This window comes from Acinetobacter sp. 161(2023) (assembly GCF_037027805.1).
Classification (GTDB): domain Bacteria; phylum Pseudomonadota; class Gammaproteobacteria; order Pseudomonadales; family Moraxellaceae; genus Acinetobacter.
The window spans coordinates 20640-32641 of record NZ_JAZEYD010000007.1; the positions used below are offsets into that span (position 1 = coordinate 20640).

The following is a 12002-nucleotide window of genomic DNA, read 5'->3' on the forward strand; positions in this document are numbered from 1 at the left end:
AAAATAGCCGCAATATTTATAAGCTTTTGATTTTTCTTATGCGGAAGTTTTTGCAGAGTATGGTGCCCTTATGCATAATCCCAGTGGTTATGGTAGGTTGTGTCAGCTCTCCCCAACACACAACAACAGGCAAAACCTCTCCAAGTGGTAAACGAATCTTTATCCCACAAGAGCGCGTTATTATCGAGCGCCCGATTCCCCCTAAAGTTGAGCCTGCTTCCTATCGCGCTTGGTTAAATATAGGCGATCATTATGAACGCGTACGTGAATATGAAAAATTTCTAGCGCGTAATGAGGTGGCAGGTATCGTACCAAGTTTTGAATTATTAAGATCAGCTCGTGATTGGCAAAAATGCGGTAGTTCAGAATATGCAGTACCAAACCGTGAGCTATGGAATAACTCTTTATCAACTCTACGCGTATTTAAATATTTAGTTGCCACAAAAATTTTAACCGACTTTGAAGTGACTTCAGTTTATCGTGACCTGCCTTTAAACCAGTGTGCTGGTGGTGCAAGCTCTTCTAAACATTTGTTTAACTCTGCAATTGATTTCCGTATTGGACCAGAAGTTCCGCAGCCACAAGACTATGCTTTTATTGAAAATACAAAGTTTAAACTCTGTCAATTCTGGGCTCAGCATGGTCAAAGCTTAAACTTAGGTGTTGGTTTATATAGCTCTGGACAAATTCATATCGATACTCAAGGCTATCGTACTTGGGGGCCTGATTTAACTCGAGGCAGTTCGATGTGTAATTTCTAATTAAAAAACTCCTTTCAACCGAAAGGAGTTTTTACTTAAGCCCACTACAAGCGTATCGCTAAAGAGATAAGTTTTGAACGGGTTTTAAAGCCACGCTTTTTATAAAAATCTTCTGAAATTGATTCTCTCAAAGTGTGCAAAACAATGGTTTCTATATTATTTTCTCTACATTTTACTTCTATATAATTTAAAAGCTTAGAACCAACTCCTTTTCCCTGATGTTGGGAGTGAATAAAAAAATCATCTAGATAATAACGAAAACCTTGTACAGTTGGATGAATATGTCCCATTCCAACACCAATTAATTGGTTTTCCCATTTTGCGCAAAAGCCAAAAGAACATGAATATTGAAAATAACTCTCAAAATATTTTCTAATTGGTTCTAAATCATCAAACTGCTCATTCCATGGCTCACTACTAAAAGCTGAGCAATAAACCCCCACACCCTCTTCTAAATCTGCACTTGTGAAAACACCGAACCTCATATCCATCTCATTTATACATTCCTAACTAAACAGTGATAAAAAATAAGCAAGAAATGAGCCTTTTCATATTTATTTTTTTAATTTGGGTTAGTGGATTAGAAACAGTAATTTGCTCATTTCCCAATCAACCAACATTTCTTCAATCGAAGATTTTTGCACTCTAGGCATAAACGTTTAAAATACCCCCTAACAACATATAGGTAAATTTGATTATGCAGCAGATGTGGACAGACATTGACCAATATATCGATTCACATTTAATTCCCGAAGACCCGCGACTCGAATATGCATTAAAAAATACCGACGAACACGGCTTTTCAAATCATCTTGCAGTGGCTCCTAACCAAGGTATGTTCTTGCAGATGCTTATTCAAATGAATAAATGCAAACGAGTTTTAGAAATTGGAACCTTTGCTGCATACAGTACCATCTGGTTGGGTCGTGCGTTACCTGAAGATGGTTATTTACTGACAATAGAAGGCCGTGATACTCACGCAGAAATGGCACAAAAAAATATCGACCATGCTAATCTTCCTGTAAAAGTTGAGCTTAAAGCTGGCCGTGCCGCAGATATTCTTTCTGAGATTGATCCTCAATCTATCGAGCCTTTTGATTTTATTTTCATTGATGCAGATAAACAGGGTTACCCGGAATATTTAGAGTTGAGCCTAAAATTCTCCAGATCAGGTACGATTATTGTGCTTGATAATGTGATTCGCGCAGGTGACATTTTAAATCCAGATAATAAAAAACCAAGTATTGAGGGCATCCGTGAAATGTTTAAAGCCCTTGAAAACCATCCACAAATATTGTCTTGTACAGCGTTACAAACGGTTGGTTCAAAAGGTCACGATGGGTTCGCAATTGCAATTGTGAAATAACGGTTAAAAAATCATCTTTTTTATTTTTTTATTTATAATCAATATATTACTTTTATTACTGTTGCTTTTCCATATAGTTATCCACAAGATTTGCGGATAACTATATGGAAATCTTATTATTTAGCCACAAGTAACGGTACAGTCGCGTTTCTAAAAATGGTTGTTGCAATACTACCCAAGAAGAATTGATGAATCTTGCTATGACTAAATGCTCCTAGCACAATAATTTGAATACCATGTTCTTGTTGGTACTCTAAAATATTTTGTGCAACATCACCATAACGATATACAGTCACAACATCGATACCTGCTTGTTTAAGGTAATGCTCAGGTTCATTTAAAATTTCTGGATGATCCCCTACATAGACCAAATGACATTGCAGTGTTCGCAATAAATCACTTTGCGCAATACGACGCATCATTTTTTGACAAGTTGGTGAATATTCATAAGCGAAGATAAAACGGGTTGGTATTTTAAAGTTTTCACCAATAGTCAAAACAGTACAGTTGGCTCCACGAATAAAGTTTTCAACATTGCTACCAATTGGTTTATGTTTTTCGGCAGCTCTTTCACCGACTCGACCTAAAATTACGATGTCATTTTCATGCAAGAGATTAAAACTTTGCTCTAAAAAATCACCTTTTTCTTGAATTTTTGAACACGTAATATCGTGTTTTTCTTTAATAAGATCAGAAATATGACGGAGTAAATTATTGCTATAGTCTAAAGCGAGTTCACTTTGTTTTTGTTCCAGCTCAGCTAACTCTTTTAGCAGCATTGCATTGCTTTCAAAGCCGATTACTCCACTAATTTCACCAAGATGATAACTTGCAGGGTAATAGTCTAGAATTTGTAATAATACAAGTTCTCGTCCGGTTGCTTTCGCAATCCATGCTGCTGCATCGGCAATAGCATTAATACACGGTGATGAGTCAATACACGCAATAACACGGTTCATGTTAGCCTCTCTTCTTCAGGTCTATTGCCTTGGAGATTATTATTAAAACTTAGCTTTAACTTAACATAGATAAAAATTCGTATGTTAAGGTTTATGTATAAAAACCAACTTTTTTGTTTAAAGATCAAACATTTTATTACATTCTTGAGACTGTATTATTCCCTTAAACGAATAAATTTTGCGGGGTTGCCCCCTACAATGTGGTAAGGTTCCACATCTTTTGTGACCATACTATTCATGCCAACCACAGCATGTTTTCCTATTTTAATACCATCTTTAATACCCACATGTGCACCTAACCAAACGTCCTGTTCAATTTCAATTCCTTTGGAAGTAACAGGTTGCTGGTAAAGGGGACGGTCTAACTGCATGCCATGATCAAACGCATATAAATGACAATAAGCAGCAATACGGACTTGGTCATGCAACTTTATGCCAGCTCGGCCCCCATCTAAAATACAATGATGATTTATCGCGACCTCATTGCCAATTTCAAGCGGTCCATGCAAACTGCAATCTGCTGCAACAAAACAATTATCACCGATAATAATTTTGCGTCCGGGTTCAGCAAAAATATGAGCTAAGGGTGAAATAAAACAGTTTTCACCAATCTCAACTGTTTCCATATCCATCAAATAAGCTTGATATTCTTTTTGCCATTCTTCGGCCCAAGCACGATGTTTAGGTTTTAAAGTCCAATATAACCAAGGCATATAGTTTAAACGGTGCTTATGTTGTTCCCGATATTTGAGTAAGGAATCAGTCATCAGTTAATTCCTCTTCAATTTTTAATTCTTCACGACCACGCGTAACATCTCTAAGTTTCAAAGCAAGTGGTTCAATTTGATGTATTTGTAGTCTTGCCTCAATATCTACACCCGTTGCAGTGTAGGTTTCCTGATATTCAATTTGTTGTTGAGTAAGCTCATATTGAAATATGGCCCATTCATTAAAGTGACAAGAAAAATGAATCGTCTTCTTTGCAATGAGTTCAATACGCTCAGCCAAAAGTAAACACTGCCCAGCACAGCCACCGTATGCTCTAACAAGACCGCCAGTTCCAAGTTTTATTCCACCATACCAACGGTTCACCATCACAATAATATTCGTCAGGTCATTCCCTTCAATGGTTGCCAAGATTGGACGCCCTGCCGTTCCGGATGGTTCACCATCATCATTAAACCGTACGTTATGGCCAATTTTCCATGCCCAACATTGATGAGTTGTCGAGATATCTTTGTTTTGTTCTAAAAATTCTTTAACTTGCTGCTCATTTTCTACGGGTACAGCAATCGCCTGAAATCTACTTTTTTTAATTTCTTCTTCAAATGTAACGGGTGATGCAATCGTAAAAGCCATAAATTAAATAAAGCATAATAAAAATCAAATTATAACGTGAATTTAATAGAATCAAACCCATAAAAAAGCCCCGAATCTCGGGGCTTTTTTATTATCTTTCTCGTAACGCTTCTTTGGCTTTGTTAAATGGTTTAAGCAAATAGTCGAGTACGGTTTTTTCACCAGTACGAATATCTACCGTCGCCACCATACCTGGCGTAATGCCAAATGCCTTACCTTCTTTATTGTAAAGCTTGTCGGAATCAGTGCGGATATAAACACGATAATAGAATTGATCTTGTTTAACTTCATCACGAATCGTGTCTGGGGAAATAACCGTAACCTTCCCTTTTAAACCACCATAAATTGAGTAGTCATAGGCAGTAATCTTAACTAGTGCTTCTTGTCCCGGTCGAATAAAAGCAATGTCACGCGGTAAAATACGCGCTTCAATGAGCAACTGTTCATCAATCGGTACAATGGTCATTAATTTACCATTTTGTGGAATAACACCACCATGGGTTGTGACCGCAATTTCTTTTACTACACCGCGTACTGGTGCTTTAAACACTGCACGATCTAAGCTGTCACTACGACCCAATACGATTTGTTGTTGCGTTTCACTATCAGTATTCGCTTTAGATAACTCTTCACGAGCCTTAACATAATACTGATTCTGCGCATCATTCATTTTGTTTCTAAGATCGTTTGCTTCACGACGTAAACGTAGAACTTCAACCTCACTTGCTGCACCTTTAGCAACCAATGGCTCGGTCATTGCCAGTTCTTGTTGTACCAGTTGCAAAGCCTGTTTGAAACCAGCAAGTGTTTGCTCAAGATCAGCCCGACGTGAACGATATAGCGCTGTTTCTTCTTGTACAAGTTTTGGTTGTTTCATCACAATTTCAGGAAAAACCAATGGTGTACCATTTACTTCCGCTCGCAAACGTGCTGCTGTCGCCTGAGCAGAAGTAAGTAAAGATCTAGATTCACCAACATTAGATGCAAAACGGGTTGGATCTAATTGCGCAAGAATTTCGCCTTTTTGAACAATATCGCCTTCTTGTACATTCAGCTTAGTTAAAATACCGCCCTCTAAAGACTGGATGACTTGCTCTTTAGACGATGGAATCACTTTACCTGTACCAGTAGAGACTTCTTCAAGTTTAAATACCCATGCCCAGATAAGGAAAATAACTAAACCAATACCCACAATCCAGATCACTAAACTAGCACGTGGTAACGGTGGCTCACTATAAGATACATTCATTGAACGGGTGAGTTCTTGTTGTGGTTCGCTCATGAATTACCCCCTTGCACTTGTTTTTGTTGGGCTATTGATTGATTAAGTACCTGATCTCTTGGACCATCCATTACGATTTTGCCTTCGTTAACGACAATAATACGGTCCACGAGTTCTAAAACAGCCCTGCGGTGAGTCGCAACAACCAAGGTCCGATGTGCCAGCCATCCTTTTAAATGATCAATCAGTAGCTTCTCTGACACATCATCAATAGCTGCTGTAGGTTCATCCAGCAATAAAATGTTGGGTTGACGAATCAATAGACGGGCCAATAACAATGCTTGTCTCTGACCGCCCGAGAAACCAACACCACCTTCTAAAATCAGGTGATCTAGCCCCTCTTTTTTCTCTTGTACAAAATTTAATGCGCCTGTCACGACTAAAGCTCGAAGAATATCTTCATCCGTTGCAAGCGGCGCACCTAAAGTAAGGTTTTCACGAATCGTGCCGTAGAATAATTGTGCATTCTGGTTAAGCAGGCCCATATCACGGCGCACATCAGATGGGTCAATTAAAGAAAGATCTAGACCATCTAAATGCACAGCACCTTGAGTTGGAACTTGCATCCCTGATAGAAGTTGAAGCAATGTCGACTTACCGGCTCCATTGCGCCCTAAAATTGCAATTTTTTCACCAGCACGAACTTTTAAATGACGAATTAACAAACTTGGTTTCGGGTCTTCATCGCCATATTGGAACATGACATTTTGTAATTCGTAGTCGCCATTTAAAGCAGCTTTGTGTACCAGATGTGCACGATCAGCCTGATCAATCGGGCGTTGCATGAGTTCATCTAGACTTTGTTTTGCAACCTTCGCCTGCTGTAAACGACCTAGAACACCAGTAATTTGTGTAATTGGTCCTAACATTCGTGAAGATAAAATTGAACAAGCCACTAACGCACCCGTGGTCATTTCACCGTCCATCACCGCAAAACATCCCACCAAAACCACAATCGCATAGGTCAAACCCTGAAGCATTTGAGTCCATGCCATTAAGGTGCCAACAATTTTACGCTGTTTCATAGCGATATCGGCCGAAACTTCGTTCATGTGGTTCCACTGATTTTGGAAACGTGATTCGGCACGCAATAGCTTGATATCTTCAATACCCTGCACCGCTTCTACAAGAATTGCGTTACGGATTGAAGATTCTCTCATGCCTTCCTGTGCGAGCTGCGCTAGCTTCTTCTGTACCAAAATACCCGGTAAAATCATAAGCGGTACAATCAGCAGCATTACCCAGAATAGCTTCCCACCAATAATGCCAAAGATCGTAAGAAACAAGAAAAAGAATGGAAAATCTGCAATTGCACTAATGGTGGTAGAAGTCACCAGTTCACGAACACCTTCGAGTTCACGAATCTGTGAAATAAAAGTACCAGTCGACTTTGATCGATCTTTATTTTTGATTCTTAAGGCATGCCCAAATACACGGTCAGAAACACGTAAATCTGCACGTTTACCAATAATATCGGATAAATAAACCCTTGATATACGTAAGGTAAATTCGAAAAGCGCAGCAATGAGCACACCGCCTGCAAGCACCCATAAGGTCGGTATAGACTGTGAAGGTACAACGCGGTCATAGACTTGCATTGAGAAAATAATCGTTGCCAATGCCAAAACGTTGGCAATTAAAGAGGCAAACATAATATCAACGTAGCGCTTCCAGTCTCTTAGAACAATTGACCAAAACCAGCTTGCTTCATACGGTTTGATATATTCATCAATACGTGCATCGGGAATAGAAGTTTCAGGACGCAGAATATAGACATTCTTGATTGTATTTTTTAAGACATCTAAGCTTAAATTTTGAGAAAGACCATGGTCTCCACTCAACTGGATACTCACATTTCCTTGTGTATCTGCTTTATCAATAACACCGACCTGTCCGTCATTAAACTCGACCATAACAGGTAGGCGCCACGGGTTCAGCACCTCTAAAGAAAACGGTACCTTACGTAAATTTAGACCAACCTGACGTGTAATGAGCTGTAAAACATCATCGAGGTTTTGATTTTGGTTCCAGTCAAGTTGTAAACGAATTCTTTCTTCTGAAGGCTCAATTCGATAATGTTTAGCAATCGTTAAGACCGCCTGTAACCAGGGCTGGTAGTTTATTTTTGTCATCATGGTTGTACTTCGAACCCCTGAATTGAAATATTATTTAAGCCATAGGCTTGGCGGGAACGTCCTGTTGCCGAAATGTACTGAACAATACTGTTGTAGATGTCATAACGTGCCGACTCAAGGTCTGCATCAGCACTATGAATGGCCTGTTCTGCATTCAATAAATCGACCAATGACCGTGTACCAAGTTTGTACTGCTCTTGATAAAGTTCACGTGTACGAACCGTTGTGGCTTGGCGATTTGCTAAAACCAACATTTGGCGTTGTTTATTTTCAATTTGCTCACGGCTCGTTCTTATCTTATCCAGAACATCTAAATAAACAGAATTGACTTTAGACTTTGCAGCTTCTTCTGCATAACTTGCCATTTTTACCTGAGAAGAAACCGCCCCTCCTTGATAAAACTGACTGCTCGCTTCAAGCATGATGGAACTATATAGGCCATCATCCTCATTATTATTTGGGTTTTTTCCATTAAGGGCCTGACTTACAGAACCTTTGACCGATAAGGTTGGATAACGCGTTAAACGAGTCTGCTCCTTTTGTGCTTTGGCAACTTCCACGCTTGCCTGTGCAGCAATCATTTTTGGAATGGTATTAAATTCAGGTTCACCATATAAATCAGATTGTTTCACTAGATCATCTGAAATAATCCAACCTGTTCGCGAGACATCTGCACCTAATAATGTTCTTAAATGCTGCTGGTACTGACGTAATAATGATTACTGTGCAATCAAACTCGACTGAGCAGCTTGTAAATAAGACTGGGCTTGAATTGGGTCAGCCTGACTGCTAATACCAGCATTTGCACGTAAATTGGCAATTTCCTGAATTCGCTGGATACCTGCAATTTGCTGTTCGGCAATTTTATTTAATTGAAGATAGCGCTGAATATTGACGATCGACTGTGCAACATCAAGTGCAATATCATCAATACTGACCAGCACATTGGCTTGTTCAACCTGAACCTTAGCTTGCTCAATATCTACGCCTGATTTAACTTTACCAAAATCGTAGAGCATTTGAGTCGCACTTAGGGTCAGTAACTGCCGACCACGCTCACCACTAGTCAAGTCACCTGTCGTTATTCCACCTGAAAGCTGAGGATAATAACCAGCCTTGGCATAATCAATACCTGCATTTTGACCAGCTAAAGTCGAAATCGCTTGAGAAATATCAGGGTTGCGCTGGATGGCGATTTTCACCGCCTCCTGCAAAGTCATATTGCTTGATGGCAAACTTGAATAAGATAAAGCTGCTCTATCATTGAGTTGAACAGTCGGAAACTCCTGAACTCTAGAACGATCTAACTTAAAATTACTCAGCTCTTGCATCTTGGCAACTTTAAATTCATCACTACTCTTAGGGGCAAAAAGTTGTGATAAGTTGTCTTTTAGGGTGTGATATTGCTCACTTGGTTTAGCAGCATATATCACTACAGGTACATGCAATGATGTTAAAAGCATTAACCCTTTCAGGAAAGCCGGCTTTTTACATGTCCTTGTTACTTTTCTCTGGTTATTTCCAATCATGCTTGTCTTGTTGATCTTGTTTGTTATCGTTTAAAAGCTTTTACATTCTACATATTTTTTTGGATAAAGAAGCATAATTGCAGGAATAATTCACACATTATTTTTTCATAAAATGAATCGTTAATTTGTTGTTTTTAAAAAATAAATGCAAAAAAACTAAAAAGAGGCATTGACCTCTTTTTAGACAAATAGATTCACTGTTTTACTTAAACTGTAAAATCGTCACCTAAATAGACTTTACGAACTTGTTCGTTATCCAGAATTTCTTGTGGTGTACCTTCGGCAATTACAGCTCCTTCACTCACAATATATGCACGCTCACAAATTGCCAGAGTTTCACGTACATTGTGATCTGTAATAAGCACACCAATACCACGATCTTTCAGAGTCTGAATAATATCTTTAATATCGCCCACGGAAATTGGGTCAACACCGGCAAATGGCTCATCAAGTAACATAAATTTAGGGTCTGCTGCTAATGCACGTGCAATTTCAGCACGGCGGCGTTCGCCCCCAGACACACTCATTCCTAATGAATCTTTAATATGACTGATTTTAAAATCATTCAATAATTCAGTAAGACGTTGCTGGCGCTGTTGCTTATTTAGGTCTTTGCGTGTTTCTAAAATGGACATAATATTTTCAGCGATTGTCAGCTTTCTAAAAATAGAAGCTTCTTGCGGAAGATATCCGATTCCTTTTCTTGCCCGTTCATGCATTGCCAAGTCGGACATATCAAGATCATCAAGGTGAATTTCACCTTTGTCCATACGCACTAGCCCCACAACCATATAGAAGCTTGTGGTTTTTCCTGCACCGTTAGGACCAAGCAAACCAACAATCTGTCCACTTTGCATACTAAAAGATACGTCCTTGACGACCCAACGCTTACTATAGTTTTTTCCTAAGTGCTTAATACACAAAGTTTGGGGTTGTTGCAGAGCTTGTTGCATTATTCACGCGCTCCTGGAAAGCTTTTTGAACTTGATGGTGGAATAATAATTTGCACACGATTTGACGATGAACCCTGAGCTTCAACATCACCTTTGTTCATACTATATTTTAATGAGTTACCACGAATACTTGAACCATCTTGATATAAATATGCACCGCCAGACAAAGTAATAATGCCCGTATCTGCGTTATAGACAATAGTCTGCCCTTCACCACGTGCAAGGCCTTTATTCGCATTGACTTGCTGCTGGAACTTAGCAGGTCTACCTTTTGCAGTAATGACCTGAATTTCACGTTTCGAGTTTAGATTTGCAACAATCGAGTCAGCTTGAAGCTTCATCGTACCTTGCTCAATCACGACATTACCTGTGTAAGTCGTCAAACCAGTTTTATCATTATATGTTGCACGATCGGCTACTAATGAAAGTTGTTGATTACGGTCAGACGGCAAAGCAAAAGTCGAAGCTGATGTTAAAGCAACGAATGTAATTACCGCAGCTTGTTTTAGGAAAGCTGAAGAACGTTTTAAATTAAGACTTTGGTGCATACTTTCCTCGAATATTAAAAAATTCGTACTGACCGTTATTCAAATTGGCTTTTAATCCTTTGCTAACAAATTCGGCCTGTGGAGACTGAACAAGCACTTGATGAGTCGTTTCAATCTCTCTGGTCTTTGGATATCCAGTTAACTCATCGGTCTGGAATTCAATTTTTCCTTGTGGCGCCAGTTTAGTTGCGACCACATTACCCGATAATATAACTTTACGGTTATCATCATAACCATTTGCCTGTTTTGCAGTGAATGTCGCATCAACTTTGCCATCTTTATACATAGATGCATTGAGTTGATCCAACTTTGACGTTTTCTGTTGCATATCCTGTTCAAGCTGACGAACTTCAGCACGGATATACAAATTGCCTTGATCATCAGTTTGAGTCAAATGGACGCCCTGCGCCGAATATGTCATATTCTTCGCCGAATCAATGTCTAGTTTTTTGGCCTTGCCGCTATAATAGTAGAAACCACCACTTACAGCAGCAATAACTACAGCAACAATAGATAAAACTCTGGTATCCATGAGCAGGAATAGCCTACCTTTTTAAGTAATCTTATTATTAATGCGGTACTGCAAGATATTTTTCAAGAAGTTCTTGGTAAATGCCTTTTGCGATCAGCAACATATCACACACTTCACGTACAGCACCGCGCCCACCCATTGACTGGGTAACCAAATGCGCACGACGACGCACTTCTTCATGACCATTTGGCACAGTGACACTCATTCCTGCTATTGCAAAAGCAGATAAATCAGGCCAGTCATCACCCATATACAAACAATCAGAAGGCAAAATATTAAACTGTGCACAAGCTTCACGGAGCGCAGAACCTTTGTCTTCACGCCCTTGAAAAACGAGATCCACACCTAAATCAGACATACGCTTTTCAACAATATTACTTTTTCGACCAGTAATAATGATGACCTTCATGTCTGCTTGCTGTACAAGCTTCATGCCTAAACCATCACGAATATCGAATGATTTAATCTCATCGCCACTATTGGTTAAAGTTACAAAGCCATCACTCAAAATACCATCGACATCCAGAACCAATGCCTGTAAGTGACGTGCTTGTTCTAACAATGCATAAGATGCCATT

12 protein-coding genes and 1 pseudogene are annotated in these 12002 nt (G+C 39.2%); 2 read left to right on the forward strand and 11 right to left on the reverse strand.

Going from position 1 to position 12002, the window contains the following annotated elements; translation table 11 throughout:
• The first annotated feature begins 38 nt into the window (after positions 1-38).
• A complete protein-coding gene (locus WA249_RS08075) occupies positions 39-761 on the forward strand; it encodes a peptidase M15 (protein ID WP_336167719.1) in 723 nt (240 codons plus the stop codon).
• Between the two features lie 44 nt (positions 762-805).
• Here WA249_RS08075 and WA249_RS08080 read toward each other — a convergent pair whose 3' ends face one another.
• The gene (locus WA249_RS08080; RefSeq protein ID WP_336167721.1) at positions 806-1246 is read right to left on the reverse strand and encodes a GNAT family N-acetyltransferase; all 441 of its coding nucleotides are present in this window, start codon (positions 1244-1246) and stop codon (positions 806-808) included.
• A 212-nt stretch (positions 1247-1458) separates the two neighbouring features.
• Between WA249_RS08080 and WA249_RS08085 the strand changes: the two genes are divergently transcribed.
• On the forward strand, positions 1459-2127 hold the full coding sequence (locus WA249_RS08085) for an O-methyltransferase (RefSeq protein ID WP_336167722.1): 669 nt from the start codon (positions 1459-1461) through the stop codon (positions 2125-2127).
• A gap of 116 nt (positions 2128-2243) precedes the next feature.
• On the opposite strand, the gene WA249_RS08090 is transcribed toward WA249_RS08085, so the two are convergent.
• From WA249_RS08090 to WA249_RS08135, 10 genes and pseudogenes are all read right to left on the reverse strand, one after another.
• Positions 2244-3086 (reverse strand): universal stress protein, encoded by an 843-nt coding sequence (locus tag WA249_RS08090; protein WP_336167724.1) that lies wholly within the window; start codon positions 3084-3086, stop codon positions 2244-2246.
• 155 nt (positions 3087-3241) lie between these two features.
• On the reverse strand, positions 3242-3853 hold the full coding sequence (locus WA249_RS08095) for an acyltransferase (protein WP_336167726.1): 612 nt from the start codon (positions 3851-3853) through the stop codon (positions 3242-3244).
• Complete coding sequence (locus WA249_RS08100) at positions 3846-4445, reverse strand: IMPACT family protein (protein WP_336167728.1); 600 nt, start codon at positions 4443-4445, stop codon at positions 3846-3848. The genes WA249_RS08095 and WA249_RS08100 overlap by 8 nt, the downstream gene beginning before the upstream one ends.
• 91 nt (positions 4446-4536) lie before the next feature.
• Positions 4537-5727 (reverse strand): HlyD family efflux transporter periplasmic adaptor subunit, encoded by a 1191-nt coding sequence (locus WA249_RS08105; RefSeq protein ID WP_336167730.1) that lies wholly within the window; start codon positions 5725-5727, stop codon positions 4537-4539.
• Positions 5724-7862 (reverse strand): type I secretion system permease/ATPase, encoded by a 2139-nt coding sequence (locus WA249_RS08110; protein WP_336167731.1) that lies wholly within the window; start codon positions 7860-7862, stop codon positions 5724-5726. The genes WA249_RS08105 and WA249_RS08110 overlap by 4 nt, the downstream gene beginning before the upstream one ends.
• A pseudogene (locus tag WA249_RS08115) lies at positions 7859-9391 on the reverse strand (TolC family outer membrane protein). The gene WA249_RS08110 and the pseudogene WA249_RS08115 overlap by 4 nt, the downstream one beginning before the upstream one ends.
• A gap of 206 nt (positions 9392-9597) precedes the next feature.
• Positions 9598-10344: an LPS export ABC transporter ATP-binding protein gene (gene lptB, locus WA249_RS08120; RefSeq protein WP_003650837.1), complete on the reverse strand. Its 747-nt coding sequence runs from the start codon at positions 10342-10344 to the stop codon at positions 9598-9600.
• Positions 10344-10892 carry a lipopolysaccharide transport periplasmic protein LptA gene (gene lptA, locus WA249_RS08125; RefSeq protein WP_336167733.1) on the reverse strand — a complete coding sequence of 183 codons (549 nt, stop codon included), beginning with the start codon at positions 10890-10892 and terminating at the stop codon, positions 10344-10346. The genes lptB and lptA overlap by 1 nt, the downstream gene beginning before the upstream one ends.
• Entirely contained in the window at positions 10876-11424 is a 549-nt protein-coding gene (gene lptC, locus WA249_RS08130; RefSeq protein WP_336167735.1) for an LPS export ABC transporter periplasmic protein LptC, read from the reverse strand. Before lptC ends, lptA begins: the two co-directional genes overlap by 17 nt.
• A gap of 37 nt (positions 11425-11461) precedes the next feature.
• The gene (locus tag WA249_RS08135) at positions 11462-12001 is read right to left on the reverse strand and encodes a KdsC family phosphatase (protein ID WP_199964979.1); all 540 of its coding nucleotides are present in this window, start codon (positions 11999-12001) and stop codon (positions 11462-11464) included.
• Between the last annotated feature and the right edge of the window lies 1 nt (position 12002).

What these genes read in the sequence shown, in the direction of transcription:
- WA249_RS08110 (WP_336167731.1), bottom strand. Translation starts at nt 7,862, where the DNA reads ATGATGACAAAAATAAACTACCAGCCCTGGTTACAGGCGGTCTTAACG.
- WA249_RS08080 (WP_336167721.1), bottom strand. Translation starts at nt 1,246, where the DNA reads ATGAGGTTCGGTGTTTTCACAAGTGCAGATTTAGAAGAGGGTGTGGGG.
- WA249_RS08075 (WP_336167719.1), top strand. Translation starts at nt 39, where the DNA reads ATGCGGAAGTTTTTGCAGAGTATGGTGCCCTTATGCATAATCCCAGTG.
- lptC (WP_336167735.1), bottom strand. Translation starts at nt 11,424, where the DNA reads ATGGATACCAGAGTTTTATCTATTGTTGCTGTAGTTATTGCTGCTGTA.
- lptB (WP_003650837.1), bottom strand. Translation starts at nt 10,344, where the DNA reads ATGCAACAAGCTCTGCAACAACCCCAAACTTTGTGTATTAAGCACTTA.
- WA249_RS08135 (WP_199964979.1), bottom strand. Translation starts at nt 12,001, where the DNA reads ATGGCATCTTATGCATTGTTAGAACAAGCACGTCACTTACAGGCATTG.
- WA249_RS08085 (WP_336167722.1), top strand. Translation starts at nt 1,459, where the DNA reads ATGCAGCAGATGTGGACAGACATTGACCAATATATCGATTCACATTTA.
- WA249_RS08090 (WP_336167724.1), bottom strand. Translation starts at nt 3,086, where the DNA reads ATGAACCGTGTTATTGCGTGTATTGACTCATCACCGTGTATTAATGCT.
- WA249_RS08105 (WP_336167730.1), bottom strand. Translation starts at nt 5,727, where the DNA reads ATGAGCGAACCACAACAAGAACTCACCCGTTCAATGAATGTATCTTAT.
- WA249_RS08100 (WP_336167728.1), bottom strand. Translation starts at nt 4,445, where the DNA reads ATGGCTTTTACGATTGCATCACCCGTTACATTTGAAGAAGAAATTAAA.
- lptA (WP_336167733.1), bottom strand. Translation starts at nt 10,892, where the DNA reads ATGCACCAAAGTCTTAATTTAAAACGTTCTTCAGCTTTCCTAAAACAA.
- WA249_RS08095 (WP_336167726.1), bottom strand. Translation starts at nt 3,853, where the DNA reads ATGACTGATTCCTTACTCAAATATCGGGAACAACATAAGCACCGTTTA.